The organism is Paenibacillus aestuarii (assembly GCF_027789125.1).
Lineage (GTDB): Bacteria > Bacillota > Bacilli > Paenibacillales > NBRC-103111 > Paenibacillus_E > Paenibacillus_E aestuarii.
In genome coordinates this window covers 276,996-303,367 of record NZ_JAQFVF010000033.1, presented here as the reverse complement: position 1 = coordinate 303,367, position 26,372 = coordinate 276,996, and the positions used below count along the sequence as shown (strand labels likewise).

General features: G+C 51.4%; 29 protein-coding genes and 1 pseudogene. 8 read left to right on the top strand and 22 right to left on the bottom strand.

Annotated elements, in window-relative coordinates; all coding sequences use genetic code 11:
• Nucleotides 1-2: 2 nt before the first annotated feature.
• From O9139_RS16580 to O9139_RS16555, 6 genes are all read right to left on the bottom strand, one after another.
• A complete protein-coding gene (locus O9139_RS16580) occupies nucleotides 3-938 on the bottom strand; it encodes a type II secretion system F family protein (protein WP_270880571.1) in 936 nt (311 codons plus the stop codon).
• A gap of 1 nt (nucleotide 939) precedes the next feature.
• The gene (locus tag O9139_RS16575; protein ID WP_270880570.1) at nucleotides 940-2,379 is read right to left on the bottom strand and encodes an ATPase, T2SS/T4P/T4SS family; all 1,440 of its coding nucleotides are present in this window, start codon (nucleotides 2,377-2,379) and stop codon (nucleotides 940-942) included.
• 22 nt (nucleotides 2,380-2,401) lie between these two features.
• Nucleotides 2,402-3,640, bottom strand: a complete 1,239-nt coding sequence (locus O9139_RS16570) for a P-loop NTPase family protein (protein WP_270880569.1) — start codon at nucleotides 3,638-3,640, stop codon at nucleotides 2,402-2,404.
• Nucleotides 3,637-4,362: a CpaB family protein gene (locus tag O9139_RS16565; RefSeq protein WP_270880568.1), complete on the bottom strand. Its 726-nt coding sequence runs from the start codon at nucleotides 4,360-4,362 to the stop codon at nucleotides 3,637-3,639. The genes O9139_RS16570 and O9139_RS16565 overlap by 4 nt, the downstream gene beginning before the upstream one ends.
• Nucleotides 4,363-4,516: 154 nt before the next feature.
• Nucleotides 4,517-5,476, bottom strand: coding sequence for a PfkB family carbohydrate kinase (locus O9139_RS16560; RefSeq protein WP_270880567.1), 960 nt, complete (start codon nucleotides 5,474-5,476; stop codon nucleotides 4,517-4,519).
• 493 nt (nucleotides 5,477-5,969) lie between these two features.
• Nucleotides 5,970-6,308: a hypothetical protein gene (locus O9139_RS16555; protein ID WP_270880566.1), complete on the bottom strand. Its 339-nt coding sequence runs from the start codon at nucleotides 6,306-6,308 to the stop codon at nucleotides 5,970-5,972.
• 161 nt (nucleotides 6,309-6,469) lie between these two features.
• Here O9139_RS16555 and O9139_RS16550 point away from each other — a divergent pair, with 161 nt between their 5' ends.
• Nucleotides 6,470-7,345: an AraC family transcriptional regulator gene (locus tag O9139_RS16550; protein WP_270880604.1), complete on the top strand. Its 876-nt coding sequence runs from the start codon at nucleotides 6,470-6,472 to the stop codon at nucleotides 7,343-7,345.
• Nucleotides 7,346-7,390: 45 nt separating this feature from the next.
• Here the strand turns inward: O9139_RS16550 and O9139_RS16545 are convergent, their stop codons facing one another.
• Complete coding sequence (locus O9139_RS16545) at nucleotides 7,391-8,284, bottom strand: MBL fold metallo-hydrolase (protein WP_270880565.1); 894 nt, start codon at nucleotides 8,282-8,284, stop codon at nucleotides 7,391-7,393.
• 91 nt (nucleotides 8,285-8,375) lie between these two features.
• Here O9139_RS16545 and O9139_RS16540 point away from each other — a divergent pair, with 91 nt between their 5' ends.
• Entirely contained in the window at nucleotides 8,376-9,821 is a 1,446-nt protein-coding gene (locus O9139_RS16540) for an amino acid permease (RefSeq protein WP_270880564.1), read from the top strand.
• A gap of 47 nt (nucleotides 9,822-9,868) precedes the next feature.
• On the opposite strand, the gene O9139_RS16535 is transcribed toward O9139_RS16540, so the two are convergent.
• The 4 genes from O9139_RS16535 to O9139_RS16520 form a co-directional block, all read right to left on the bottom strand.
• Nucleotides 9,869-10,174 (bottom strand): hypothetical protein, encoded by a 306-nt coding sequence (locus tag O9139_RS16535; RefSeq protein WP_270880563.1) that lies wholly within the window; start codon nucleotides 10,172-10,174, stop codon nucleotides 9,869-9,871.
• 211 nt (nucleotides 10,175-10,385) lie between these two features.
• Nucleotides 10,386-11,009, bottom strand: a complete 624-nt coding sequence (locus tag O9139_RS16530) for an MBL fold metallo-hydrolase (protein WP_270880562.1) — start codon at nucleotides 11,007-11,009, stop codon at nucleotides 10,386-10,388.
• Between the two features lie 35 nt (nucleotides 11,010-11,044).
• Entirely contained in the window at nucleotides 11,045-11,611 is a 567-nt protein-coding gene (locus O9139_RS16525; RefSeq protein ID WP_270880561.1) for a thioredoxin family protein, read from the bottom strand.
• An 88-nt stretch (nucleotides 11,612-11,699) separates the two neighbouring features.
• Nucleotides 11,700-12,302: a DedA family protein gene (locus O9139_RS16520; protein ID WP_270880560.1), complete on the bottom strand. Its 603-nt coding sequence runs from the start codon at nucleotides 12,300-12,302 to the stop codon at nucleotides 11,700-11,702.
• A gap of 167 nt (nucleotides 12,303-12,469) precedes the next feature.
• On the opposite strand from O9139_RS16520, the gene O9139_RS16515 reads away from it, so the two are divergent.
• Both O9139_RS16515 and O9139_RS16510 read left to right on the top strand, forming a co-directional pair.
• Nucleotides 12,470-12,919, top strand: coding sequence for a cupredoxin domain-containing protein (locus tag O9139_RS16515; RefSeq protein ID WP_270880559.1), 450 nt, complete (start codon nucleotides 12,470-12,472; stop codon nucleotides 12,917-12,919).
• Nucleotides 12,920-12,979: 60 nt separating this feature from the next.
• Entirely contained in the window at nucleotides 12,980-13,297 is a 318-nt protein-coding gene (locus O9139_RS16510; protein ID WP_270880558.1) for a dehydrogenase, read from the top strand.
• A gap of 73 nt (nucleotides 13,298-13,370) precedes the next feature.
• On the opposite strand, the gene melA is transcribed toward O9139_RS16510, so the two are convergent.
• Nucleotides 13,371-14,672 (bottom strand): alpha-glucosidase/alpha-galactosidase, encoded by a 1,302-nt coding sequence (gene melA / locus O9139_RS16505; protein WP_270880557.1) that lies wholly within the window; start codon nucleotides 14,670-14,672, stop codon nucleotides 13,371-13,373.
• A 138-nt stretch (nucleotides 14,673-14,810) separates the two neighbouring features.
• Here melA and O9139_RS16500 point away from each other — a divergent pair, with 138 nt between their 5' ends.
• Nucleotides 14,811-15,668: a helix-turn-helix domain-containing protein gene (locus O9139_RS16500; RefSeq protein ID WP_270880556.1), complete on the top strand. Its 858-nt coding sequence runs from the start codon at nucleotides 14,811-14,813 to the stop codon at nucleotides 15,666-15,668.
• Nucleotides 15,669-16,199: 531 nt separating this feature from the next.
• On the opposite strand, the gene O9139_RS16495 is transcribed toward O9139_RS16500, so the two are convergent.
• The gene (locus tag O9139_RS16495) at nucleotides 16,200-16,874 is read right to left on the bottom strand and encodes a DNA-binding response regulator (RefSeq protein ID WP_270880555.1); all 675 of its coding nucleotides are present in this window, start codon (nucleotides 16,872-16,874) and stop codon (nucleotides 16,200-16,202) included.
• A gap of 253 nt (nucleotides 16,875-17,127) precedes the next feature.
• Nucleotides 17,128-17,571 (bottom strand): DinB family protein, encoded by a 444-nt coding sequence (locus tag O9139_RS16490; protein WP_270880554.1) that lies wholly within the window; start codon nucleotides 17,569-17,571, stop codon nucleotides 17,128-17,130.
• 542 nt (nucleotides 17,572-18,113) lie between these two features.
• Here O9139_RS16490 and O9139_RS16485 point away from each other — a divergent pair.
• Complete coding sequence (locus O9139_RS16485) at nucleotides 18,114-18,983, top strand: LysR family transcriptional regulator (RefSeq protein WP_270880553.1); 870 nt, start codon at nucleotides 18,114-18,116, stop codon at nucleotides 18,981-18,983.
• Between the two features lie 55 nt (nucleotides 18,984-19,038).
• Here the strand turns inward: O9139_RS16485 and O9139_RS16480 are convergent, their stop codons facing one another.
• From O9139_RS16480 to O9139_RS16450, 7 genes are all read right to left on the bottom strand, one after another.
• Complete coding sequence (locus O9139_RS16480; RefSeq protein WP_270880552.1) at nucleotides 19,039-19,536, bottom strand: CcdC protein domain-containing protein; 498 nt, start codon at nucleotides 19,534-19,536, stop codon at nucleotides 19,039-19,041.
• Nucleotides 19,537-19,715: 179 nt separating this feature from the next.
• Nucleotides 19,716-20,879 (bottom strand): MFS transporter, encoded by a 1,164-nt coding sequence (locus O9139_RS16475; RefSeq protein WP_270880551.1) that lies wholly within the window; start codon nucleotides 20,877-20,879, stop codon nucleotides 19,716-19,718.
• A gap of 82 nt (nucleotides 20,880-20,961) precedes the next feature.
• The gene (locus O9139_RS16470; protein ID WP_270880550.1) at nucleotides 20,962-21,390 is read right to left on the bottom strand and encodes a DMT family transporter; all 429 of its coding nucleotides are present in this window, start codon (nucleotides 21,388-21,390) and stop codon (nucleotides 20,962-20,964) included.
• Nucleotides 21,391-21,405: 15 nt separating this feature from the next.
• Nucleotides 21,406-22,104 (bottom strand): cyclic nucleotide-binding domain-containing protein, encoded by a 699-nt coding sequence (locus O9139_RS16465; protein WP_270880549.1) that lies wholly within the window; start codon nucleotides 22,102-22,104, stop codon nucleotides 21,406-21,408.
• A 168-nt stretch (nucleotides 22,105-22,272) separates the two neighbouring features.
• Nucleotides 22,273-22,926, bottom strand: coding sequence for a TetR/AcrR family transcriptional regulator (locus O9139_RS16460; protein ID WP_270880548.1), 654 nt, complete (start codon nucleotides 22,924-22,926; stop codon nucleotides 22,273-22,275).
• An 84-nt stretch (nucleotides 22,927-23,010) separates the two neighbouring features.
• Complete coding sequence (locus tag O9139_RS16455) at nucleotides 23,011-23,649, bottom strand: YigZ family protein (RefSeq protein WP_270880547.1); 639 nt, start codon at nucleotides 23,647-23,649, stop codon at nucleotides 23,011-23,013.
• Nucleotides 23,650-23,793: 144 nt separating this feature from the next.
• Nucleotides 23,794-25,149, bottom strand: coding sequence for a glucose-6-phosphate isomerase (locus O9139_RS16450; RefSeq protein WP_270880546.1), 1,356 nt, complete (start codon nucleotides 25,147-25,149; stop codon nucleotides 23,794-23,796).
• A gap of 135 nt (nucleotides 25,150-25,284) precedes the next feature.
• Here O9139_RS16450 and O9139_RS33340 point away from each other — a divergent pair, with 135 nt between their 5' ends.
• Nucleotides 25,285-25,458, top strand: a complete 174-nt coding sequence (locus O9139_RS33340) for an NAD(P)-binding domain-containing protein (RefSeq protein WP_408638364.1) — start codon at nucleotides 25,285-25,287, stop codon at nucleotides 25,456-25,458.
• A 5-nt stretch (nucleotides 25,459-25,463) separates the two neighbouring features.
• A pseudogene (locus O9139_RS33335) lies at nucleotides 25,464-25,586 on the top strand (NAD(P)-dependent oxidoreductase); the annotation flags it as partial.
• 23 nt (nucleotides 25,587-25,609) lie between these two features.
• Here O9139_RS33335 and O9139_RS16440 read toward each other — a convergent pair.
• Nucleotides 25,610-25,765 (bottom strand): hypothetical protein, encoded by a 156-nt coding sequence (locus O9139_RS16440; RefSeq protein WP_270880544.1) that lies wholly within the window; start codon nucleotides 25,763-25,765, stop codon nucleotides 25,610-25,612.
• Nucleotides 25,766-26,372 lie beyond the last annotated feature (607 nt).

The window sequence follows — 26,372 nt, the reverse complement described above, 5'->3', positions numbered from 1 at the left end:
CCTCACATTCTGCGTAGCGATAAATAAATGCCCATCAAAAAAGACACGAAAATCAATAAAAGCGCATCAAGCAGCATATTGCGGCCCGCTGGATCCAAGACATAGTATAAATACGCATTGCTTGCGTTAATTTTAAAGTTAATGAATAGAAATAAACCAAGAAACAATATCGGTGTAAAATTGGCGACGCGGATTTCGAGCAGCCTGTTTCTTTCGATTTGGTCGGACCGCTGCGCTTTCCGCATATCGATAATTAACTCCTTTAAGCTTTCGCCAACAAAGCTGCCCTCTGTTAAAGCGACCCGCACAATCCCCGTGAAATAGTCCGCCCACGCATGGCCTAAGGTCAGCGAAAAAATTCTTAAGCTCTCTTCCGTATCCCTTTGGGTCATTAAATTTCGATACAGCTGCTCGAATACCGGCCTGATCGGATACAAAATGCGATTTTCCTCCAAGCAAAATTTTAGCGCCAGCTTCAAATTTTTATTCGGGTCAATCATGTAGTATTGATAAAACACTTCAACAGCCGGCAGAAACTCCAACCGAGTCTGCAGACGTACACTCAACAGCTTCATGCGAAGCATTAAATAAGGAAGCGCAGCGCCTATCACCGTAACAATAAGCACCCCTTTAAATGTCTGGAAAAATAAAGCCCCAACAAGCAAGCCGGCCAAAAACAATGCCAATGTCGACATTAGCATGAATTGCATGCTCCACTTGGCCTCGACAGACTCCATCATCTCTTGCACATGCCGGTAAAATCGACTTTTCTTCCCCAAATAAACTGTCAATTGGTAGGCAAAAGCTGATTGTTTGACATAATGAAGCCTGTATCTGGATCTCCGCTGTCGGATCAACGCTTTAAGCAAAGCATACATGCATACAAAACAAAGGATAAACAAAAGGGCAAGAAATAAATATTTGGCGAAAATAAGCATGCTAGTCGCCCTCTTTCTGTAAAAAACCGAGCTTTGCCAGCAAAGAGCAGCCCGCCTGATCGTATTTTGCAATTCTGTGAGAAGCACGATGCGACAATTTCCCAGGAAATGTCCATCGGTCTGTGATATTGTCATAAAGTGCAAGATCGCGGACGCGAACCTCATTGTTCTCATAGCTGTATTCGCCGATGCGCACCAACTTTCTCTTCCCCTGCACAACTGCCATCTCCAGCCCGATCTGAGTCACGTACTCCGTAATCCGCTTCGTAAGCCGGTCCGGATTCATGCCGCGCCCATCGAGCATACACATATCCGTGATCGCATCCGGAACGTCTTCAAGTTCATTGACATGCACGGACGTAATACTGCCTTCATGCCCGCGGGTACAAGCCCGCACATACAAGTTAGCGTCATCATCGCGAATTTCGGCATGACAGATGCGTTTAGGCGATTGCCGCAGTGCCAGCTTAAAGGCTTGTGCGCCGTCATGCCTGCCATCCTGGTCGTCGATCTCATATTCAACGACATTTTTGAGCGGGAAGTCGCGCTTCAAATAAAGTTCGAATCTGGATTCAATCGTAATGATTCGCTCATGATCATCCATTTCGGCTATAATTGCCTTAATCAAGTTCGTTTTGCCTGAATTCGTCGGTCCAATGACGACAATGTTGAAATAAGAGCGTATTAGACAAAGCAGCAAGTCCTTCATCCGCACATTCATCGTAGCCAGCTCAGGTCCGGCTAACGTGGCAAGATCAAAACGTTTTACCGTATAAAAACGGATCGTTAACGTCGGTTCCGCCGTAAAACCAAAACCGGTCATCGTTACCCGGGAGCCATCCCGCAGCACAACTTCAGCCCATCGTTTCCTGGGATTGAGCGTATCTTGATTGAAGAGCACCAGATTTTGCTGAATCCGCTCCAACTCCCGTACAGACGGCAGCATATAAACAGATGGTACCGGCATTCCACTCCGAACTTCAAAGATTCGCTGCCCCACCACTTGAATCTCTTCCAGCCCATCCCGCTGCTTAAGAATCAGTTCCAGCACATTCAAGCCAATAATCTCCGCGAAAATCGCCTCCGGTAAAGTCGCATACCCGCTTGCCCGCGGCGGGATATCGGTCAGCCGTCGTTTGGCAACAAGATCATGAATAATAGCAAGTAATTGGCCGCGTTCTTCTTCATACCCCAAAATCGCCCGGTTTAAAGTCTCATTGTAGTGCTGCTTCTCTTCTTCATTCCTCCCTTTCACCATGACAAGTTCACTGCGAATATCCTGTACCCATTGATAGAAAACAGCATCCCCGCTGCTCTTGGGTCTTGCATCCGTCACATACGCGTTTTCGATCATCCCTGCCTTAACCAAGGATGCCCCTTCCTCTTCCTCGGCATGGCGCTCATGCATATATGTGATAATTGAAAAACGCTCCTCACCCACTTCAGCTCACCTCCTATACGGCTCAAGTTGCCGCCCGGCCTCCTGACATCACTCTGCGGAGCCACGTCTTTGGTCGCAGACTGACTTTGCGCGGCAGCTGATAGTAATCCGCAAACTTGCGCGATAGCGCGCTAAGCTCGGCGTGAAAGGCATGCCCAGGGACATAAAGGTCAAAAAGCTTGCCTTGATTACAGCGCGCCAGCGCATCTCCATGCCTGGAAATTTGGCCGAGCAAATGCAACTGCGTCTCCTTGCGAATATCCTTGATCGTGAACGCTTCCTGCGCAGACATACTGCGATCGGCAAGCATAGCCACCAGTTCAAAAGAATCGGGCTGAAGCCCGAAAACCGATCCAACCTGCCTGATCCACTTGGAAAAGTCCTCCTGAAACTGCGCGATGTCCGGCGTGGTGACGACAACACGCGTGTCGGCTTCTAGCAGCGCGCAAACGGTTGCGGCGTTATCCCAATATGCATTGACCTCGATAATACACACATCAAACGCTGCTCTCGCGGTTCTCAATAAATGGTTCATTTCCGACGTTTTAAAAAACTCCGCCTGTTCGCGCAGCATATTGCCGTAAAGCACGTGCAATCCCGGCGCCTCGCGCGGCTTCTCACAAACCTGTCGGAGCCTCTCCGCTGTAAGGCTCTGAGCTTTTAACTCCGCTCGCAAGCCGTCCAGAGTGAGCACATTGCCATCTCGGCCGAGATAGCGGTGCAGCTTGGAGCTTTTGAGATTGAGGCACATATACGCGATGGCTGCTGACGTCTCTCTAGCGAGCACAACCGCGGTGCCGAAGGAAGTCAAGGTGGTCCCAATGTTCGGTGTCGAACCGACGAAAGTAATGATTTTACCGTGATGCTGCTGGCTGTTCCAATCTTCCGCTTGACCATCTACCCAGGCGCGGATTTCGTCAGCAATGACGGCAGTACTGCGCCCTGGTTGAATGTAATCCAGCTTTCTCAGCCTGCACATTTTGACATACTTCTCGTTCATCGCAGCATCATGGTAATTCGACAGCAAGACCATCAGTTTCACTTCTGCATATTGACGCTGAAAGCCATCGAGCCATTCCTCTATGACGTCAAAGCCCATTAGCCTGTCCGAGACGATGACATGCCTCAAATGCACCTTGCCGGCTTCTTCATTAAGCTCTTGAACCGTCGTACGTATAACCCAGCGAATTTCTTGCTTATACACAACATTTGTTAATTCATCAACCAGCCGTTCATCTGCCGTCAAGAGCCCAATATTCATCGGTTACCCTCCTCTTCTTCCTGCGGCTCAAGAATCGAGGATGAACTGAAAGCAATAACCAGCTTCGCTTTTTTCGTGCTGCACAAGCGGTCGATCTCCAGCCATTCACTCTCGCCCAGGTTCAAATTAATTTGATCAATCGATCCATTGGCCTCCAGCCTGGAAGCGTACATTTTCTCCGTGTCGCCGTCGACCCGCGATAACAGATTGGAGTTCTTGGGATTATCGATCTCCACATTAGCGGACGACTTCACTGAAGCAACCGTGATCTCTTCGGCAAAAAGTCTGCGTGAACCACCGTCCGCCGAAGATACATATAAGCGAACCCGGTCTCCTGCACGAATTCCGTTTGAGATCGAGAGCACGTACTCCTTAGGAACTTGAAAAGTAGCCTGTTTCTCATTAGGGAGCAGTGAGTAGCGGTTAACCTTCCATTTCAAAATCGGCTCCTGTTTCCCTAACGGAACTAACGTCTCTTGTCCGACGATTTCATCCAAACTTGTCAACATACCGCTAGCATAGCTGCCCTTTTGCACCGCCCGAAGCTCGACCATCCCACCGCTTATCATCGTTCCGGCACGAATAAAATCTTTTGGCACCACCACCTGCACCGTCTGCTGCAGCTCTACTTGACTCACTTGCAACACATACATTCCATAAACTAGCAACCCGGCCAGTATCGCAGCAGTCAAACTAATCAGCAGGCTTCTTCTGCGATTCAATCCCTCATCCTCCTTTCTTGGGCAAACACAAAAAGAACGCAAACCTCGGATAAATCCGACATTTGCGTTCTTCGCAACCAAAATATGTAAGGGCTTAGCTACACTTCAAAAATATCATAAAAAATACCATTTTTCAATAGTTTTTTGCAGCGCCTCATTGCACCTCTGCGAGCGTCGGCAGCGCAGGGATGGCCCCCCTGCGCGTAATTGTTACAGCGCCTACGCGGTTAGCAAATGCGAACACGCGTTCAGCAACGTCGGCTTCGCAAAGCGCGTCGACGATATTCGCTGGCGTAGCGCCAAGCGCCGCCAGCTGATAGAGCATGCCGCCGACGAAGCTGTCGCCGGCGCCAGTCGTGTCCACGGCCACCGCAGGCTGGCCGGGCACGACCACATCCTGCCGTGCGGTCACGACACGGCAGCCCTGCGCCCCCAAGGTGATGACGATCACCTTGGGCCCGCGCTGCAGCAGCTGCTGCGCGCCTGTGGTCGCGTCGACGCCGAGGAGGAATTCGATTTCCTCCTCGCTCACCTTGACCACATCAGCCAAAGGCAGCTGCGCCAAAATCTCGGCCCGCGCCGCCTCCGCGCTGGGCCACAGCGCTAGCCGCACATTGGGGTCGTAGGACACCAATGCGCCAAGCTCGCGCGCCCGCCGTGCGGCGTCAAGCGTCGCGCTGCGGCAAGGCTCGGCAATCAACGATACCGAGCCGAAGTGGTAGACCGCTGCGTCTTCGAGCCACTGCGCTTCGATCTCATCGGCGCGCAGGAGCATGTCCGCCGCCGGGTCGCGGAAAAACAAAAAGTCGCGCTCTCCGTCCGCGCGCAGCGAGACGAACGCCAGACCGGTCTTCGCCTCATCGGTCTGGAGCACAGCCGTCTGCACGCCGACTTCCTTGAGCGTGCGCACCAGGTAATCGCCGAAAGGATCCCGGCCGATTTTGCCGATAAACCTGGCATCGCCGCCGAGTTTGGCGACCGCAGCCGCCACATTGGCCGGCGCTCCGCCCGCCGCCCGCTGAAAGCTCGTGACATCGGCAAGAGCCTGTCCATTCACGTCTGGTACAAAATCAATCAATAATTCACCTAAACAGACAATTATATTTTTTCCCATTTTAAATTTCTCCTTTTTCCAGATATGCTAATCTTCTCGAATGATTGTTTCAATTCCTCCTACAGCATCTGCAGCACGCCCAATATTTCCTACTATTCTTACAAACGTTTGCTTGCTTTATCCCTTGATACAAAGATCGCCACTTAAAAAGCCGCCCCTCTCGATAGGAAAAATTGGTAACCGCCACCATCCCCCAAAGGAGGTATTCACAAAAGATTAATAACTTTTTTTGAATATGACAAAAAAACCGCGAACCGCCCAATCGCGATCCGCAGTTCTCATTTAATTGGGGCGCATTGGAACCACCGATGTGAAATGACTCGCCGATGTTGCCGCTATCGGATTGATTATTTTGACCGTGACGGGGATCGTTCTATCTATTCAGACACTAAGAGCACGAGCTAAAAGCAGGAAAAGGGCAGCTGCCGGCGATAATTCAAACTCAAGCGTTCACTCCAGGAAGTGAACGCTTCTTTCTTCTGTGACATTAAAACTAAAATATGTTTGCCTTATTTTTATAATAAAGCCTTATATATTCAAACGCATACCATGCGGCAGCTTCCTTCACCATTTTTGACGCCTGCTCATCTTCCACATCCACTTGTTTCAGATGCTTCTCCAGCGTATCTCTGAGACCATGGCTGATTTTTTTAATAGAGTCCATGTATTGGCAGTAATCGTCTAACAGCTTTTGCGCGCTTTCACTCCCTTTATCTAAAATCAAAACGGCTTCGTCTTCAGAAATTTCGTAGCTTTCTTTTAATAAGTCTTTAATTCCGCCCATCAATTCCGAGCATTCATGATCATTCAAAGACGCAAAAGTGATTTCCATATACTCCCTCCTAACCTGCTTCATCATGTATAATTAATTGCATCACTACTATTCATGATATCCTTTTACTAAAGCAAAAAGTTGTATTCTGCTGTGAATAAATATCACTCAATTGCGATCCCTACCAAAGGTTGTTAAAGGAGAGCGACACTTTGACAAACGTGAACCGTACCGACATCGGACCTAAAGCCTTTCATCCTTTTTTCAGCAACCAACCTCTGCGGCTTCGGCATAGAGTCGTGACCACAGAGACCACCCCCTTTTACTACCATTACCACAAAGGAGTCGAGATCTTATTTATCCATAAAGGTCAGGGGAATTTGACACTTAACCGTAAGATTTATGATCTGGAATCGGGATGCGTCGTCGTCCTCCATCCTTTTCAGCTGCATCGGATTCAATTTCATACGAGTCCACTATGCCCCTATGAGCGTACAGTTTTAAATTTTGAACCCTCTGCCATAGCCCCATTTCTGCAACCGTTTCCTGTGCTTTATCGTTTTTTTGAGCAGTTATGGCGAGAGCAGCTTCCGAATCAAGTGTTTCGCATGGACCGCAACTCGGCCTATATTTTGGGTGTTCTTGAACGCTTCAATGATCTGATTTCGGGGTGGAAGGAGGATGAGGACCTGGAGGCTGCCTCGGTCTTGATTCTTAACATTTTGGACTACCTAAAATCGTTGCATATCGATGGAATAGGCGGAGCTGCACGTCCTGAGAGCCATGCCGAAAAAATTATGAACTGGGTGGAGGCGCACTATCCGGAGCCGTTCGATCTGGACCGATTAGCGAAGGAATTGCATCTCTCCAAGCATCATGTTTCTCATTTATTTCAGTCCGAGACAGGGAGCAGCATAACAGAGTATTTGATCGCCCGAAGAATTAGACAAGCCTGTTGGCTGTTAAAAACGGAAGCGAAATCTGTAGAGCAAATCGGAGCGTTAGTGGGCATACCCAATTTCCCTTACTTTTGCCGACTCTTCAAAAAGATTACGGGCTTCACGCCGTTGCATTACCGGAAAAGCCACATCAATTAAAAAATCCCCCGTCCAGCTTAAGGCTGGCGGGAGACGGCTTTTTCCCTACTTCATAAAAGCGCCAGGAGATACGTATACATAACGCTCTCCTCTTGCCATGACATGGCACTTCTGCCCAGGTGTACGCTCATACAGCTCCTGCACAAAGTAGCCAGGCTTCTCGCTATTGCCGGCAAACAAGTCATAATGCAGCGGGATGACCGTATCCATCTGCGCCTGTGCAGCAAGCTCGGCGGCCTCCCGATAATTCATATTGCCAATCAGCCCCCGGCTATTCCTGTAGTAATCCCTGCCGTTAATCGGCAGCATGCCAATATCGATGCGCTCCTCCAGCAGCATCTCCGGAAGCCCGGGATACACGAGCGTATCGCCGGCATGATATAGCTTCACGCCATTCATCTCGATGAGATAGCCGACATAGCGATGCTCCCGCTCGGAACCCGTCGTTTGTAACGTTTCGTGAGCAGCCGGCACCGGCTTGATGCGAATTTGTTCCTGCTCATCTTTGCCCGCCAGCTCCATCCAGTCTCCGGTAAGCGCGTCAATGATCCGCTCAGGCCCGATCTGGCAATCGGCTTCGAGAATCGGCCGGCAGCAGGCAGGGGCGACGAACCGCGCTTGCGGGCATTGGGTGGCGATTGCCGTCAACGTCCAGCGGTCCAAGTGATCCTCATGCTCATGCGTAATCAAGACGTAGTCCGCTATCGTGACATCTTCAGGTTGCAGCAAAGAAGGAAAAGCCCGCTTCGCTCCATAATGGTGCTCCAGGTAATTGGAGTAAAAAGGATCGACGTGAATGACGGTTTGCTGACCTTTGAACACCATGCTTTCCTGTCCGAAAAACCAAATGGCGGCACAGCCGGCAGGCGGGGTCACCGTTCTTATTTCCTCCATCCATACCTGGGGTGTTCGCTCTGCAAATGTGCGATTAGAGATCATTTTATTGCCCTCCATCCTGCTTGTTTTCTTACATGATATTTTCTCCAGCTCGAACTTTATTCCTGCTTGTCCGGCCCTAGGGTGGAAAATCTTGAATGAATACTGTTTGACTATGGGCAACTTAACGGAGACGTATGAAGTCCAACTGGAAAAGGAATTAGGCATAATGAAAAATAATCCGCAATCGCAACCCAGCAGGGCGGGCACGCTGCTATGGTACCAGCTCTCGCTGATCGGCGTCGGGTCGATCATTGGGGCCGGATTTTTTCTCGGAACTGGTGTATCCATCCGCATCGCAGGGCCGGCCCTTCTTGTCGGCTACCTGATCGGCGGCCTCGTCGCTTACATTGTTTACCATGCACTAGCGGAGATGTCTGTGCACGATCCCCAGCCCGGCTCCTTTCGCACGTACGCGCGCAAAGCCTTTGGACCCTATATGGGCTTCATGAGCGGTTGGATCTATTGGGTCGCCGGGGTTCTTATCATGTCGAGTGAGATCGTAGCCTTATCCGTTTTCACCCGTTTTTGGCTCCCTGGTGTACCGCTATGGATATTTTCAGTTATCTATTCCGTGCTTGGGTTTGGCATCATCGGACTTGGCACCAGCAATTTCGGCAAAATTGAATCCTTGTTCGGGCTCATTAAACTGTGCACGCTGGTTGTCTTTATCGGCTTTGGCCTCCTGATCACGACAGGGCTGATCTCTTTTGCTCACACAGCAGCCCCTGTCTCGAGCATGAACACCCTATTTCCGAACGGTCTCCTTGGGCTATGGTCCGCACTCGTTTATGTCCTTTTCTCCTATGGTGGGATCGAAGAGCTGGGCGTTGCCTCCAATGAGCTGAAGCACAAGAAGGATGCCCCAAAAGCAGGAACGGTAATGCTGATAATGTTGACAGCCATCTATGCGTGTTCGCTTTATTTTGTATTCCAACTCGTCAATTGGCAGGAAATCAATGAAAGCCGCAGCCCGTTCATCACGGCGCTTCTCCCTTTTCACTTGCCGTTCCTCGACTCCTTATTTAATCTGATCATCATCAGCGCAGCTTTTTCCACCATGGTCGGCACCCTGTTCACGGTTACCCAAGTCATGGTTTCATTGTCGCAAGACGGAGACGCGCCACAAGCGCTATCGCGGATGAACAAGCGCAATGTTCCGCTTCAGGCGCTGCTGATGTCGGCCTCGGGATTAGCTGCTGCGATCTGCTTCTCGTTCTGGCTCCAGAATACGATCTACGCGTATTTCACAACTGCAGCCGGCCTGCTCTTGATCTTGAACTGGATCATTATCTTAGCTTCGTACATTCGAAACCGCTCAAGTTATCGCTCCATCCAAGATCAGCGCTCGCGAGTGAGCCGAACGCTTACCTCTTACACAGGCATTGGCATCATCATTCTTGTCGTGATGGGCTCGCTTCTGCGCAGCGACGAGCGGATAGGCTGCTATGTAGCGCTGGGCATCGTTGCCGTCATCGGGGCGGCATGCACGATCAAGCACACTCATTGGAACGGCTGGTTCAAACAGAAGGCCAGATAAAAGAAAAAATCCCCGCTGCCTCAATCGGCAACAGGGATAATTCCGAACTAGCACTTGCAGCCGCCACCGATGAATCCGCGAGTAATAATGACCAGCAGGATGAACAGTACAAGAATACTGCCTGCCGAACTATAAGGTGCTACTGCGACTGGAGCGGCATGCGAAACGTGGGCTGGTTTCGGGAATACAATTTGTGTTTGTTGGTAAGATGCGTGCAGGTGAATGTCGTTGTGAGCTGGGGCTTGGGCGACCGGCATTGGCGCTGGCATTGGCATTGGCATTGGCATTGGCATTGGAGCCGGCATTGGCATTGGTTGGTAGCCTGGCGCTACATAACCTGGTTTAACTTCCATGGTGAAGCACCTCCTAAGTGTCCTCTAAGGGTGTCGTTATCGTTATGGGTTAGGTCAATTACTTACAACATCAGTCTATGGGATTGCACCTAACTCGAACACGGCTAAACACCTAGATGACCCAAAAATGGTTGGCTGTCATGGGCGAACAAGCATCCGGCAAGTCCCCAAATACAAAAGAAGCTGTCCGCGCATGCGGACAGCTTTTCCTTTATACATAAGGATTATTGTCTCTTTCGAAGCCAATCGTTGTCTTCGCCCCGTGTCCCGGGTACACCGTGACATCGTCGTCAAGTGCGAACAGCTTGTCTTGGATGGAGTCAAGCAGTGTGTTCTCGTCGCCGCCAGGCAGGTCGGTCCGGCCGACGGACATCTTGAACAGCACATCGCCTCCGAAGAGGTGCTTGTCGTAGAGGAAGCTCACACTGCCCGGCGAATGCCCCGGTGTGTGGAAAACCCGCAGCCGAATGCCCAGGAAGTCGAGCACTTGGCCTTCGCCCAGCGCATATTCGGCGGGCTCGGTCTCAATTAGGGTGCCGAGCTCCGGCCAGCGCGCAGAGCCGTTCTTCTTCGGATTGGTCAGCCAATCCGCCTCCAAGTCGTGGATATACACCGGACAGCCTTTCAGCTTCCGGATCTCATCCACGCCGCCGATATGGTCAAAATGCGCATGCGTCAGCAAAATCGCTTCAATGTCGAGATCCGCGATCCGCTTGATCAGCGGCTGCGGATTCATGCCGGGATCAATGATGATCCCCTTCTTTGTATCCGGATCGGATAGCAAGTACGCATTCGTACTCAGCGGGCCTAAAGGAATGCAATCAATCTTTATCATAAGGATTCGCTCTCAATCTGTGTGCGGGAATGGAATTAAAACGTAGAAATGAGCTCACGAAGCTCTTTGATGATGACAGCCTGATAATCGTTGCCTTCACCATATTGACGGCGCAGTTCAGCTCTGGCTTCCTGCATCTTCTCGTCATAGCCAGGCGCTTCGCGATCCGGGTTCTCCGCTTTGAACTTCGTCATCACAGCCTGCACGTGCGCTGGACGCGGACCCCAATCGCCGAGCACGAAACCGCCGGTATCTGTGAAGAGCACTTTCGGAATCCCTCTGCCACCACTGGTCAGAAACTGATCGATGACATCGAAGTTCTCTTCGAGAATAAGGACTTCCACCGGAATTCCGCTGTTCTCCAGCGCGCGGAACACGACTGGCACACAGCGTACCACATCTCCGCACCAATCGGCGCCCACAACGAGGCAGCGCAAGTCATCGCGGTTGTTCAAGGACTCGAAGAACTCCTTGTCGTCCTCGTTCGGCCATTCGAAACCATTGTAATAGCTCAGAAACTGCTCCTGATTCTTGGTCATGCCGTCAATGAACTGCTGCGGCTTTAAGCCCGTGCGAAGCTTGTTGGCCAAATTAACACTCATGCTTCTCCAACCTCCTATGGGATCATCAATCATCAATTCCTAGTATTATTGTAGCAAATATAGGCAATAGCGCCAAATCAATTCGCGGTTATACTCGATTTCTTTTTCTCTTTTGAACAAATTGATACGCGACATAGAGCGCCGTTAAAACGACGGCTGCGAGAATCAGCGGCTTCATATAAGGTCCTGCCACTTCATCAATTTTCTGCCAATTATCTTTCAGCAGCATCCCCAAGTATACATATAAGAATGAATATGGAATGAGGGCTAACCCTGTATAGAGCGTGAACTTGCCTAGAGGCATCTTCGCCATGCCGCCCGGAATGGAAATGGCGTGTCTAACGACTGGGATAAAACGGGCTGTAAAAATCATACCGGTTCCGTACCGATTAAACCAGTTCTCAGCGACATCAATGTGATGCTTGTTAATGAGCAAATATTTCCCGTATCTCTCCAAAAAAGGCCGTCCACCGTAGCGTCCGATCCAGTAGAGGACAATCTGCGCCAAAGTTCCGCCGATCACCGCACAAATAATCGCGCCGATCATATTGATTTCGCCTATCGAGACGAGGTAGCCCGCATAAGCCAGAAGCAGCTCATTCGGAATGACTTCCATCATCAACCCCAGGAAAATCCCCCAATACCCGAGCCCCTCTAAAAATTGCAAAACGTTGTGAATCAGTTCACCCATTCATTAGCCCTCTCTTTACCAAGTTCTACATCTTGTCTGTAAGCTATTTTACCATACGTGTCCGCCGAACAACTAGTTTTGCTATGGCTAAGTTACGGTTAACAAATCATGCGCTGACAAGCCCTTGCATAAGCTATACAAGAACCTTGTACTGGAGGCGGACAGCCATGTCTAAAATTATTGTCATTACCCGCACGCATCTCGTTCTTGCAGCTCTCGCGCTGCTGCTGGTTCTAACCAGCCTGCTGTATATGAACCGGGCAAGCCTGGTTCCTGCGCTGGCCGAGCCTGCCGCCACCGAGCGATCGATCCATATGGTGACCGGCGAGTTCAAATCGACGACCAGCGACGGCAAGACCATAGAAGCGTACCGTTGGGATCCTGGAACGATCGTCGTCCACAAGGGGGAGAAGGTTAAGCTTAGCATTTACGGCGTCAACGGTGAAAGCCATCCTTTTTTCATTGAAGGAATGGGCATCAGCGGCGAAGTCAAAAAAGGCAAAGAGACGGTGATTACCTTCACGCCGAAAGAGGAAGGAACGTACCGCCTCATCTGTATGACCCATGCCGATATCGCCCATAACGGGCCTATGATCGGGTATATTGTGGTTGATTAAGAGTAGCTGCGCGCCCTCTCCATGCATACACATAGCATAGAGAGGAGCGTGGATGCTTCCATGTTGAACAACAAAACCAATGAGAAACATAAACAGCAATTTCCTACCGCGCGCGGAATTCGCCGGGCTTGCAGCAAGGAACTGTACCGCACGGTGAAGCGCCTGAAAGTTTGGATTTCCCCCGAGCAGATGCAGCAAGCTGAAGAATTGTATGTGAAAAAAGTGATGCTGAACCTCCCATTCATCGTCGAGAACGGCAGCAACCGCAAAGCGCTCGCCGACTGGTTTGACGAGAACGTCGGGCCGGAGATCGCTCCGCTCTGGAACGTGGAGCTTGCCGTCCTGAATCACGCGTTCCGCGACGCGTTCGGCGGATAACGAAGAAGGCCATGGGCCAGCACGCTGCTGACCTCATGACCTTCTTTTTGCTTGGGGGCTGCCCGTGCCCGGATTAATAGAATTCCGGCAGCCATTTGCCGTGCGCTTCGATCAGATCGTCGCACATCGCGATAATATCGTCCATCGACAGCTCTGCCGATGTATGTGGATCGAGCATCGCTGCATGATAGATATGCTCGCGCTTGCGCGTGATCGCCGCTTCGATTGTCAGCAGCTGCGTATTGATGTTCGTGCGGTTGAGCGCCGCGCATTGCGGAGGCAGATCGCCGACATAGGTCGGCGTCACACCGCTGCGGTCCACCAGGCACGGCACTTCCACGCACGCCTCGCGCGGCAGGTTCGAAATCAGACCGCCGGTGTTCATGACGTTGCCGCCGATCTTGTACGGCACATTCGTTTCAATCGCCTCGAAAATGTAGGAGGCATATTCATGTGAACGCTTATGCGTCAAATTCGTATCGTTGACAAGATCATCGCGCATTTTACCCCAGCGGGCAATTTGCTCGATACAACGGCGCGGGTATTCATCCAGCGGAATGTTGAAGCGGTCGATCAGCTCCGGATAGTTGCGCTTGATGAAATACGGATGGTACTCTGCATTGTGCTCCGAGGACTCGGTGATGTAGTAGCCGAAGTTGAGCATCATTTCGTAACGGACCATGTCCCAATGCTTCTCATTCTGCTTCTCTCTCGCCCGCTTCTTAATCTCCGGATACAAGTCGACGCCGTCTTTGGTCACTTCGAGCAGCCACGCCATGTGGTTGATGCCGGCGATTTTGGCCTGCACGCCTTCCTGATCAATGCCCAGTGACTCGAACAGCCCCGGAATGCAATGCTGCACGCTATGGCATAAGCCGACAGTGCGCACACCGCCATATGTATTCATCACATTCGTCAGTACGGCCATCGGATTCGTATAGTTGAGGAACAGCGCATCAGGACAAACCTCGCGGATATCTGCGGCAAAATCCAGCATGACCGGAATCGTTCTCAAGTTGCGGAAAATACCGCCAATCCCTACGGTATCAGCTATCGTTTGGCGCAGGCCGTATTTTTTGGGAATTTCAAAATCCGTGATCGTGCAAGGATCATACCCGCCGACTTGGATAGCGTTGACGACATATTTTGCGCCGCGCAGCGCTTCTTTCCGGTCTGTATACGCTTTCACATCGCAGGTGCTGCCACTGGTCTTTTTGATATTGTTCAGCATATTCTCCGAATCCCGGAGCCGCTCACGGTCAATATCAAACAATGCGATTTCAAAACCTTGGAGCGCAGGCGTGAGCATACAGTCGCCTAGTACGTTTTTAGCGAAAACGGTGCTGCCGGCTCCTAAAAAAGTAATTTTGGACATGCCTTCAATCCCTCCAACTATCATGTTTTCTACACTTTCACTATAGCTCACCGGGGCGGCCATGCATATGGATTGAACGAAGGCTTATATGGACATTTGTAGTTTTTTAGTTTAAATTGAGTGTAAAAGGGTGATCGCATGAACCCGGACCACACGATGTTCTCGGTAAGCATTAATCCGCTTGCCAACCATGGGGAGCTGTCAGTGCTTTTTAGCGGGGAGGGTAAGCCGCTTCCTTTGCATCAAACGGGCCCAGCTGTGCATGACTATTATTTGATTCATACCGTCTTTGCCGGCGAGGGCGTCTTTACGATCCGCGGCAAGGCCTATCGCTGCAGCCCCGGAGATACCTTCGTCATCTTCCCTGGCGAGCTGTTCAGCTATGTGGCGGACGCAGAGCGGCCATGGCATTACGCCTGGGTGGCCTTCGTCGGCCGCTCCGTCGGGACGACGCTGGCTGTGCTCGGGATTACGCCCGAGAACGCTGTCGTCACTGGTGCCGGCCGCAGCCCGCGCGATGTGCGGCACCTGTACCGGCGCCTCCGCACCAGCTTCCAGCAATCCGGGTATCCGGTGCTGGAAGATATGGAGGCGGGAGGCTGGCTGCGCCTCCTGCTCGGCAAGCTGGGGCAGGCCAACCGCCAGCGGCTGATGGAGAAGCCGGCCGCCGAGTCGGAGATCGAGCGCCAAATCGGGCGGGCGATCCGCTACCTGGAGCTGCAGTATACGCAGCCCGTGTCCATCGAAGCCCTGGCGCAATCGCTCGGGTACCACCGCACTTATCTGTGCAAAATGTTCAAGCAGTCCACGGGGTTGGCGCCGATGCAGTACCTGTTCAACATCCGCATGGAACGCGCCAAGCAGCTGCTCGGGACGTCCATGACGATCGATCAGGTCGCCTCCTCCGTCGGCTTCAACGATGCGCTGTACTTCTCCAAGCAGTTTCGCAAGTGGTCCGGCATGGCACCGTCGGCGTACAGGCGGTCGGGGAGGTAGCTTGGCTGGCCGGCGCTGCTTATTGCGAGCGGGTTCAGGCGCGGGGTTCCGGCTGTAGTCCGGGAAGCCACCTCTTGCGAGACCGTTTACGCGCTGAGCTCCAGCTGTAGTCCGGGAAAACCCAATTGCAGCAGGGTCCGGCGTGGGGGTACGCGCTGTAGCCCGGTTTTGCCGGACTACAGCCGGCTTTTTCGCCCACACGCGCCAAAATGCACGCCGCAATTGGGCAAATCCGGACTGCAGCTCCTCCGACACGTGCTCCCCCTCTCGCAATTGGGCAATTCCGGACTGCAGCATGCGCGAGCGCCCACTCATGAGCCGGAATTCCTCTGCAGTCCGGGAAAGCCCAATTGCAGCAGGCTTCGGCGCGGGGGTACGCGCTGCAGTCCGGTTTTGCCTTACTACAGCAGGCTTTTTCGCCCGCACGCGCCAAAATGCAGCCGCAAATGGGCAATTCCGGACTGCAGCATACGCGAGCCAGGCCGAGCTCTTGCTACAGCTTGTGCTCTCGGCACGAGTCGCCACCGCCCCCTACAACAAAGGAGGCCTGCGCGACACATCCACCCGCCAAGCGTGGGCTCTTCTTGTGCCCTTGCCCATCGCCACGAGCCATTTTTTGCTCTCCAGCAGGCTGATTAACGATCGTGCCTTGTCATACCCACACTGCAAAAGCGTCTGAACATCATGAAGCTTGATCGGCCTGTCCAACCGCAACGCCAACCGCAGTATATCCCGTTCACGACTGCTCAGTTCCACTTCATCCTTCATGCGCTCGCTGCTGCCAAACAATTGTCCAATCATTTGCTGAAAAAGCTGCTGCCACATCCGCGGCCGCTCCTTCACATCATCCAGACTAATTCTGGAAATTAACCAGCCATCATTAAGCAGATGCATATGACGTACCCATTGATTGGCGTACTGCGTGCGATCGAGCTTCTCGTAATGTGTGCCGTAGGGGTCCACCTCAATCCCTAGCCGAACCCCAGAGCGGATATACGCAAAATCAAGGTACCTGCTGCCATCAAAAAAGTCATGCACCTCGTATTCAGGATGCAAATAATCAAATTGACCAAAAGCCGGCCACCAAACGCATCTCAAAAATTGCTTCTCCGCATACGCATGCCCCTTTTCTAGCCTTCTCTTAGACTCACCTCTCCGCTTGCTCAAATGTGTGCTCACCCAGGCACGGTGAAATTGTTCGAACATGAACGCTCTCCCCTCCATCCAAATAAAAATAGCGCCGACCCACGACAATCGTGAATTCGGCGCATGCTTTGCAACTTTATGATTACAATTTTACCAAATACTTACTATTTTGAAAACCCTGTCTTCACACACACACCGCCAAGTCGCAGTAGCTAATAAAAGTGTGCTAGATGGAAGCTCACCCTAACTTTTGCCGCACATGATGCTCCAAATGGTCCAAGTAGTCGCGCATGAAAATGCGCTAGATGGAAGCTCACCCCAACATTTGCCGCACATGATGCTCCAAATGGTCCAAGTAGTCGCGCATGAGCCACTCTAAGGTCACCGGTTGCTCCAATCCGATCTCACAGGGCACATCACGTTTGGCCTCGGGTAAGTTCGCGATGGTTCTGACGATCTGCTTGTTCAGCGCGGTCCATAACATAAGAACTTCGCCAAGCGGCACGTGCTGGTAATCGTTCACGAGTACCCACTCGTTCTGATTATATTTGGGCACTAAAAATGGTGCCGGTTCATACTGGGCGCGAATAAAGCGAGCATAGTTATTCACGGCCGAATCGCACAGGTGGCCGAGAATCTCTTTTGCGGACCACTTGTGGGGCTCAGGCTTCTGCGTAAGCATCTCGTCCCCCACTGCCAATAACCGCTCCGGAAGTACATGCACCCACGCTTGTAATTGCTCCACAACTTCTCTCATTCAAATCCTCCTAAGCAGCCCTTGAAGCGCGCAGGTTTGACTGACTCCGTGTGGCTGATGTCTCGCGCGGCGAAGGATATCCGTCCAGGGTTGACGATCTCCGTGCGCAGGCCGAACGCGGTGCCGGTCAGCATGAGTCTGACTGTCGCCGCCTGTGGCAGGCTTCGTGCACCAACTATCGCGAGCGGTGGAGCTCTGCGCCGGTTTCACTCTCGCCGCGAGCGGTGGCACTCCGCGCGGGTTTCACTCTCGCCGCGAGCGGTAGCGCTCTGCTCCGGTTTCACTCTCGCCGCGAGCGGTGGAGCTCTGCGCGGTTTCACTCTCGCCGCGAGCGGTAGCGCTATGCGCGGGTTTCACTCTCGCCGCGTGGTCGCATCGTGCCGCTGACCGCCGCCGCCGCCGCACTGCACTCCCGCTGCTTTTCACGCTCAACAAGGGCCAGTAAATTTATGTATACTATAGCATGAGGATTACAATTACAATTAGCTATACATTGTAATCCTAACTATTACAATCTTTAATGGTTAAATGGGAGGCGGAGCATGGACATCCAGTACTACATCACGTTTCGAGAAGTCGCGCGGACACTGAATTTAACACGCGCAGCCGAACGGCTTGGCTATGCCCAGCCCACGGTGTCGGTGCAGATCCAGAAGCTGGAGAAGCATTACCGGGCGAAGCTGCTGCAGCGCAGCGGCAAAAGCCTACAGCTGACCGAAGAAGGCCTGAAGCTGCTCCGCTATGCCGATCAAATTACTTCGGCCTACAGGGAAGCCGACGAAACGTTTGCCATCCCGGACCAAACGCATATCGCCATCGGTACGATCGAATCGCTCGCCGCGTATTATTTGCCGCCCTTTTTTCAGGCGTTCCGCCGGCAGTATCCGGCTCTCCATGTGACGATCTTTCCCTCATCCAAAGATGAGATTATCAACAAAGTGAAAAACGGCGAGCTCGACATCGGCTTCATCCTCGAGTCGCCGTTCTCCGATCCGGAGATCTGCGCCGAGCCGCTGCGGCAAGAAGAGTTGATCGTCATTTGCCCGCCGGGACATCCGCTCGGTGACAGAGAAGAGATTCAACTTAGTGATTTGCATCAAAACGATCTCATCTTGACCGAGGCCGGCTGCACGTATCGGATGGCGCTGGAGCGTTCGCTGAAAGACGAGCAGGTGCTCTATCAGGTAGTCTCGCAATTGGGCAGTATCGAAGCTGTCAAACAGTGCGTCATGATTGGAATGGGCGCCGCATTGATTCCGCGAATTGCAGCCAAAGACGAGCTGGACAAAGGCACACTATGCGGCGTGAAGCTGCGGGATGAGCATTTTCCGCTTTTTTACTCGCAAATGATCATGCATAAAAACACGCATCCTTCCAAGCCGATTCAATACTTGGCCTCATTATTTCATTAAAAAAGCCCCTCTACCCGGAACATATGACTCCAGTCTTAAGGGACTCGCTTGCTTATTAAACTGCGGTGGAATATACGCGGCGAAATTTGAGGAAACTACCGACACGCCATACACAGATGTACAAGAACGCCATCACCATGGTCAGCAGGCTCAGCTCAACATAATCAAGGCCTTTAAAGTATTGCGATAAAGCAACACGGATAATAATGACAGCGATCAGCACGAATTTGAAATTTTTGTTCGGTTTCGCATACACTTGACCGTCTTCCCGCTTTTCGTAGCCCGTATGATACAGCATCAGGCTGCCCAGCCCAACGCCTAGCAAGGCGGCAGCGCACATTTCCCACCACGCAGGCAGTATGAATGGATGATTCGGAATTAGCGTCATCGAATGAATACTAAGCCCGAAGACGATCAGCAGAATGACAAGCGGAATGAGCATACCGTATCCTTTATTTCGAATGGGACGCCTGCTTCTCCGGGTTCTCAGCCAAAAAACGAGAACAATAATTACCGCGGCTACGCCGTAGCCAATTAATGTTGGAACATTCATTGTATAGAACTCCTTTGTCCATGAGATTGGTTGGTTACGCTTTGATACTTCTTACTATAACCCCAAACTTGAACCTCAACAATTCTGAAATGTCATGACTTCAAGATGACATTTGTCATATGACAAAGCCCTCCAACCGGGCTTAACCATTTTGCCGGAATGAAGGGCTTCATCGTAAATTATGAAGGTCTAGGTATGGCTGAATGCCTGCCACCGTATACGCGATGAAGCACAAAGCTCAGCAGCAGCCCCACAAAGGACATGCTGGAGATCAGCAAGTACATCGTTCTGGCGCCCAAATACTCGTAGGCCAAGCCACCCAGATAGGAAGCGACGATCCCCGATACGCCGAAGAACAGCAGGGCCAAGACGGTTTGCCCCGTTGCCTTCCACTCCTCAGGTACGATACGGTATAAATACTGGATCGCCGCCGAGTAAAAGACAGGGAAGGTGAACGTCTGAAGCAGCTGCAAGTAGGTCAGCACATGCGGATCTGTGATCCAGGCTGATAAGAAAAAGCGGATGACATAGAACAGACAAGCGATCGATATCATCAGCATCTCTTTGCCTTTGCGCATCCACCAAAAGCTCAGCGCGAAGACGAGAATTTCACTGCCTGCAGCCAGAAACCAGGCTTGCCCAACCAAGTCCGAGGTTCCGCCGAGCTTACGGATGTAGACACCCAAGTAAGTATCGTTAATCCGCTGCGGTACCGCGGCAATGAAGATGAGAACCAGGAACCAGAGCGTCTCCCGATAGCTCAAAAAATTGCGCAGGCTTTTCCACGTAACAGGCTTCCCTGTAGCCGGCGCATCAGGCAAGCACAAACAGATCAGGAAGCTGAGAACCCCGGTACCGGCAAAAAGCAGCGCCAAGCTGTGGGCACCGAAGTAAAGCATCGCATAGCCGACCACAAGTGACGTCACCGCGTAGCCGAAAGCGCCGAATGTCCGGATGGAGCCATAACTTACTCCGTTCAGTTCGGCGATCTGAAAATTCAAGCTTTCCGTAAGCGGGTCCAGCGGCATCAGGAAAAAATACAACAGCATCGTGAACAACAGGAGAATGAAGAAGCTGTTTGACGCATACAGAAAATATCCCGTGATTGTGGAGCAAGCCAGTAGGAGAAGCATGATCTTTTTGATCGTCCTCGTACGGTCGCTAATCATGCCCCATAACGGCTGGGAAAAGATAGTGATAATCCCCCCAGTGCCAATGATTAAGCCGATTTTGGACGTTGTCAGTCCCTGCGCATCCAAATAAACGGGCAAAAACGAGACGAATAAAGCCAACAACGCAAAGTACAAAAAATTAAAAGAACGTAATAAATGAGAGGAATTCATAGTTACCTAAACCCTTCGCTAGACTTTCGGACCTCATTGTAACACGTCATCCCCCGGAACCCAAATGAACGTATCCGCTATTTTATTTCATTTTAAAAACAAGAATACCTCCGATAATCACCAGTACGCCTGCGATTTTGTTCCACGTCAGCGGTGTCGACGCCGCCCCGAACCAGCCGAACGTATCGATCAGCAAGGCGAAAAGCAGCTGCGCTGCCAGCAAAATAATGACGGAATACGCCGGACCCAGCTGTCCCATCCCTTTCATCACGGAGAAAACAATAACGACCCCGAAAACGCCGCCTAACAAGTAGCCTTTGTTCATGTTCTGCAGCGAATGCAAGCTGCCGTCTCTAATCAATAGAAATAAGATCATCGATACGACGAAACCAGACCCGTGCACAATCGTGTTGGTCAGCCAGAAGCCCGCTTTTTCACTTAATCGCGTATTGAGAACACCTTGAATGGCGATAAATACACCTGCCAGCATTGAATATAGTATCCCTGCCAAGAGTAGAACCCCTTCCTATACATACAAATGATTGCCGGCCATTTCCCGCAGCCGTTCCTCGTTCAAGATGATCAGCCGACCTTTTTGCCGCTGCAGGACGCCATCCTGGATCATCCGGCTAATAATGCGGTTCAAGTGCCGGTAACTGGTCCCCAGCATTTCCGCGGTCTCCGTCAGCGTAGAGGTGCGCAGCTCTTCCGTCTGCTGAAGGCTGTTCTCCGCGGCGAACAAGGAGAGCAAATAGCTGGCAAAGCGGTTCTCTACCGGGTAGAGCAGATTGACAGCCGAGGCATTGCCGAGCGTATACAATTTATGGCTCAGATTTTGAATCATAAACCATAAAAAAGCTGCATTCTCCGCCTCTTTCTCCAAAATCAGCTCACGGCTGATAAACAGCAAGGAGCACTCGCCGACGGCTTCGACGTTATTTTTGACCGGGTGCTTCGCCATCCACTCGACATCGCCGATCATGGCGGACGGCCGGGAGAAGCGCAGCAGCATCGTCTTCCCGTTGGGCAGAAGCGTGTAAATCTTCAGCTTACCGGCGGCAAGCACATACAATCCGTCCAGTTGGTAGCCCATGGCGCAGATTATTTCCCGGTCCTCGTAGACGCGCAGCTCCATCGCACCGATTACATCAGGGCCGAATATTTCGTGCAAACCGTTAGCCTGCACCAGCCTTTGAATCGCTTCCTTATCCTGATTTTTTTGCAAGTTACACCCTCCGAACATGATCTTACCTCAATTTAGTATAAAATCTTCTGATCCAATAGGACATATGTCCTTTATTTTCACCAAAACGAGCCTAGGCACATGCAAACAAACAAAAAAGCCTGGCCCAGCAGGGAAATCCTGCTTGAACCAAGCTTTTGATATCGATGCTTATGCAGATTCTGTGTTGATTAAGGTGACGTGTGAGTGCGTGTGTGGACGCTGCTGTTCCAGCGCATCCAGATTCAGACTGGCGCATATCAAGCGGACATGCTCTTCAGCCAGCTTGCGGGCTTCCTCATAGTCCAGTTTGAATTGAATGCTGTATGAGATAAAACCGTGCAGGGACATAAACAAGTTCCATGGCAGCGTATACTTCTTGCTTTCGGCATCCGGCTGGCCCGCAACCACTTGTCTGATTACGATGGCAAACATCTCCAGACACTGTGCTTGCTCGGTACGAGAATATTGCTGCAGTTCAGGCTCGTGAATCATGAACATCATTTCATAATGATTGGGGTTGTTCAGACCAAACCAGATGAACTCCAGCATCAGCTTCTGGAGCAGACCTACACTGAAGCCATGCTCACGCATTACCAACTCACGCTGACGCTGCAATAGAAAGGAGAAATCATCCTTGATTAACGCATAAAATAATTCCGCTTTTTCATTGAAGTGGTAATATAACGCGCCATGGCTGTACCCCATTGCTTTTGCGATGCTGCGCATCGTTAAAGCGCGATAGCCAAAAGTACTGAATAATTCCCGCGCCTCCGCGAGTATTCTCTCTCTGCTAAGCTCTTGCGTGACTGCTTTTCTCGCCATTTTAATCCCTCCGCATCCTCAGCTGTATGTAATTGTCCTGTTGCCTAACCCGCCGGTAAACCAAAGAGGATGATGAACATCCTCTTAAGGCAGGCTTGTGTGAACGATGTACTCGTCCTCTCCTACAGTAATAATACCCTGGCCTTGCGTAATGTCAGTGAGCCAGGCCACAAAAGCGTCTGCGTCTGCTGCCAACGGGTAACACGGTACGGTTACCCGGTCCGTAAACTGAACGTCCCCGAGCAGCATGCCGCGATTGCGCAGCTCATTCTCCAGCTTGCCGTACCACGTGTAATCCACCTCAGCCTGTACCAGGCGGTGGTTGACCTTATAGATCGGTTGTGCGGCTTCGATGCCTACCACAGCCCCGTCCGTATACGCACGGACAAGTCCTCCTGCACCAAGCATGATGCCGCCAAAATAGCGGGTAACGACGATGGCTACATTCTTGAGCCCTTGATGCTTGATCACTTCCAGAATCGGCTTGCCCGCTGTACCGCTCGGTTCCCCGTCATCAGACTGCTTCTGAATCTGATCCCTCTCTCCGATTACATAAGCGGAACAGTTGTGCGTCGCCATGCTGTGTTCCTTCTTAATCGACGCTATAAAAGCAATTGCTTCCTCTTCGGACGCTACCGGTTTGGCATGGCCGATGAAACGCGACTTCTTGATGATGATTTCTGACGATCCGTACTGCTGAACAGTTTTGTAATGTGCTAGCATAGCCGACCTTTCTAAGTAGAAGGAAACATCTGTTTCATTACATTCTACACACATCAGATCACTTCTACAATATGAAAAGAAAATTTACCACATAAATAATGGAAAAAACGACCTCTCCATGAAGGAGTGGCCGTTCCCTGTTTCTTATTGCTGCAAGCGGGCTTCAAGCTCCGCTTTCTCTTTTTCGTAACCTGGTTTGCCAAGCAGGGCAAACATATTCTTCTTGTAAGCTTCAACGCCCGGCTGGTCAAAAGGATTGACGCCCAGCAGATAACCGCTGATGCCGCAAGCTTTTTCAAAGAAGTACACCATGTAGCCGAACGTGTAAGGTGTCATATCCGGCAGCGTGACGATCAGATTCGGCACTCCGCCGTCCGAATGCGCCAACATCGTGCCTTGGAACGCTTTTTTGTTAACGAAATCCATCGTTTTGCCGCTGAGGAAGTTCAAGCCGTCCAAATCATCGGCGTCAGTGCCGATTGTGATATGGTCTGCCACTTGATCGATCTGGATCACCGTTTCGAACAGAATGCGGTTGCCCTCTTGCACAAATTGCCCCATGGAGTGCAGATCCGTGGAGAAGTCAACGGAAGCTGGGTAGATGCCCTTGCTGTCCTTGCCTTCGCTCTCGCCGAACAACTGCTTCCACCATTCCGATACGAAATGCAGGGATGGCTCGTAGTTCACGAGGATTTCGATCGTTTTGCCTTTGCGGTAGAGCGCGTTGCGCACAGCTGCATATTGGTAGCTGTAGTTTTCGCTCAAATTCGGATTAGCGAATTCCTGGCTAGCGTCAGCTGCGCCCTTCATCATCGCTTCGATGTCAATGCCAGCTGTAGCAATCGGCAGCAAACCTACTGCGGTAAGCACGGAGTAACGGCCGCCCACATCGTCAGGGATGACGAAGGACTCGTAGCCTTCCGCTGTCGCCAGTGTTTTGAGCGCGCCTCGTGCGCGGTCCGTCGTCGCGTAGATACGCTTGCGCGCAGCTTCTTTGCCGTATTTTTTCTCCAGTAGCTCACGGAAAATACGGAAAGCAATCGCCGGCTCCGTCGTTGTACCGGATTTGGAAATGACATTGACCGAGAAATTCTTACCTTCGAGCAATTGGATCAGGTGAGTGACATATGTAGAGCTGATATTATTTCCTACGAAATAAATTTCAGGGGTTTTGCGTTTGTCTTTCGGCATGATGTTGTAGAACGAGTGGGACAGCATTTCAATGGCAGCGCGTGCGCCCAGATAAGAGCCGCCGATCCCGATGACAACCAGCGCGTCAGAGTCGGATTGGATCTGCTTAGCTGCCGCTTGGATGCGTGCAAACTCTTCACGGTCGTAGTTCTCCGGGAGGTCCACCCAGCCCAGATAGTCGGAACCTGCGCCGCTTTTGTTATGCAGTTGGTCATGCGCAACCTTCACTTGCTGAGTCAAGTAATCGACTTCATGCTGGGATAGAAAAGATAAAGCTTTGCTGTAATCAAAGTGTAGCTTTTGAGTCAAAATGATCTCCTCCATCTCTATATTTTTCCTTTTCCTAGCATACTTTTTTGCCCGTCCAAATGCAAGCCGTTGCGGCGAGGTAGAACTTAAAACGAAAGTCGAAATAGGGTAAAACCATGCATGAGGTGATCGTTCATGAAACATATCGGTTTTATCGGACTTGGTACCATGGGCAAACTTATGGCGGCCACCCTGATTCAAAAAGGTTATCCTGTAACCGGAATGCTGACAAAGTGGACGAGCTCGTCGTCCTCGGCGCGGAAGCAGTGTAGACGCCGGCTGAAGCGGCCTGCCAGGCGGACTTGCTGATTACGATGCTCAGCAATGACGCGGCGCTGCCGGAAACGTTTTACAGCAAGCAAAGCATTCTGAGCGGCCTGCATCCGGCGCTGACGATTATCGACTGCAGCACCGTAGCTCCGGCTACGAGCCAACGGCTCGCCGAGGAGCTAAAGGCGCACTATGTCGATTTCCTCGACGCGCCGGTGTCCGGCAGCCCGATTTTGCCCAATTGCAGCATGATTTCCTGCCGCCGGGGCAGGCTGTGGCGAGCCATTGGAGCCGCGACGGCTGCAGTCCGGTTTTGACCAATTACAGCACGGCTATCTGCCTTCATGGCGTCTGCAGTCCGACTTTACCCAATTGGAGAAGCGTTTTTAGACACCAGCCATAAAAAAACTCGTTTTAATTGGGTTTTTCCCAACTACATGAGCATCAGTCGAAGCTTTAGTCGCTTTAGTTCGGCAAAATCGGACTGCAGCAATATCACGGGATGAGCAGCTTCTTGGGGAGCTCTAGCGTTGGTTGGCGGGAGTAGCTTATCGGGAGCTCTAGCGTTCGTCAGGGAGTAGTAGCTTTTTTGTGTGCTCTGTGTGCTCCCCCCCGTTTCAGCACGCAGGATGGATGAGAGATGCGGTCTCCGGCGACCATATTCAGCATGTGTAGCTTTTGGCCGAGAAGACGTCCCACACCCTCGAAATATACATATCCAGCGCGATAAATCCGCCAAAAATTCCTGTAATCATCAGGCAAAATAGAACCATGGCTACCTACACTCCTCCGCATCTACTCATAATCGCGACGTCAATTCATCGCTAACCAGCGGATCATTGAACGCATATTCTTGAACGCATATTCACGCTACCCTATTTTAGGATTAGCGAGATACACAAAAAACTCCCCCCTTCTTCCCAACCACACAGGTTCGAAAAGAAGACGGGAGC

Excerpts from the sequence above, each read along its gene's own strand:
- O9139_RS16580 (WP_270880571.1), bottom strand. The coding sequence starts at position 938 with ATGCTTATTTTCGCCAAATATTTATTTCTTGCCCTTTTGTTTATCCTT.
- O9139_RS16570 (WP_270880569.1), bottom strand. The coding sequence starts at position 3,640 with ATGAATATTGGGCTCTTGACGGCAGATGAACGGCTGGTTGATGAATTA.
- O9139_RS16560 (WP_270880567.1), bottom strand. The coding sequence starts at position 5,476 with ATGGGAAAAAATATAATTGTCTGTTTAGGTGAATTATTGATTGATTTT.
- O9139_RS16555 (WP_270880566.1), bottom strand. The coding sequence starts at position 6,308 with ATGGAAATCACTTTTGCGTCTTTGAATGATCATGAATGCTCGGAATTG.
- O9139_RS16545 (WP_270880565.1), bottom strand. The coding sequence starts at position 8,284 with ATGATCTCTAATCGCACATTTGCAGAGCGAACACCCCAGGTATGGATG.
- O9139_RS16535 (WP_270880563.1), bottom strand. The coding sequence starts at position 10,174 with ATGGAAGTTAAACCAGGTTATGTAGCGCCAGGCTACCAACCAATGCCA.
- O9139_RS16530 (WP_270880562.1), bottom strand. The coding sequence starts at position 11,009 with ATGATAAAGATTGATTGCATTCCTTTAGGCCCGCTGAGTACGAATGCG.
- O9139_RS16525 (WP_270880561.1), bottom strand. The coding sequence starts at position 11,611 with ATGAGTGTTAATTTGGCCAACAAGCTTCGCACGGGCTTAAAGCCGCAG.
- O9139_RS16520 (WP_270880560.1), bottom strand. The coding sequence starts at position 12,302 with ATGGGTGAACTGATTCACAACGTTTTGCAATTTTTAGAGGGGCTCGGG.
- O9139_RS16515 (WP_270880559.1), top strand. The coding sequence starts at position 12,470 with ATGTCTAAAATTATTGTCATTACCCGCACGCATCTCGTTCTTGCAGCT.
- O9139_RS16510 (WP_270880558.1), top strand. The coding sequence starts at position 12,980 with ATGTTGAACAACAAAACCAATGAGAAACATAAACAGCAATTTCCTACC.
- melA (WP_270880557.1), bottom strand. The coding sequence starts at position 14,672 with ATGTCCAAAATTACTTTTTTAGGAGCCGGCAGCACCGTTTTCGCTAAA.
- O9139_RS16500 (WP_270880556.1), top strand. The coding sequence starts at position 14,811 with ATGAACCCGGACCACACGATGTTCTCGGTAAGCATTAATCCGCTTGCC.
- O9139_RS16495 (WP_270880555.1), bottom strand. The coding sequence starts at position 16,874 with ATGTTCGAACAATTTCACCGTGCCTGGGTGAGCACACATTTGAGCAAG.
- O9139_RS16490 (WP_270880554.1), bottom strand. The coding sequence starts at position 17,571 with ATGAGAGAAGTTGTGGAGCAATTACAAGCGTGGGTGCATGTACTTCCG.
- O9139_RS16485 (WP_270880553.1), top strand. The coding sequence starts at position 18,114 with ATGGACATCCAGTACTACATCACGTTTCGAGAAGTCGCGCGGACACTG.
- O9139_RS16480 (WP_270880552.1), bottom strand. The coding sequence starts at position 19,536 with ATGAATGTTCCAACATTAATTGGCTACGGCGTAGCCGCGGTAATTATT.
- O9139_RS16475 (WP_270880551.1), bottom strand. The coding sequence starts at position 20,879 with ATGAATTCCTCTCATTTATTACGTTCTTTTAATTTTTTGTACTTTGCG.
- O9139_RS16460 (WP_270880548.1), bottom strand. The coding sequence starts at position 22,926 with ATGGCGAGAAAAGCAGTCACGCAAGAGCTTAGCAGAGAGAGAATACTC.
- O9139_RS16455 (WP_270880547.1), bottom strand. The coding sequence starts at position 23,649 with ATGCTAGCACATTACAAAACTGTTCAGCAGTACGGATCGTCAGAAATC.
- O9139_RS33340 (WP_408638364.1), top strand. The coding sequence starts at position 25,285 with ATGAAACATATCGGTTTTATCGGACTTGGTACCATGGGCAAACTTATG.
- O9139_RS16440 (WP_270880544.1), bottom strand. The coding sequence starts at position 25,765 with ATGAAGGCAGATAGCCGTGCTGTAATTGGTCAAAACCGGACTGCAGCC.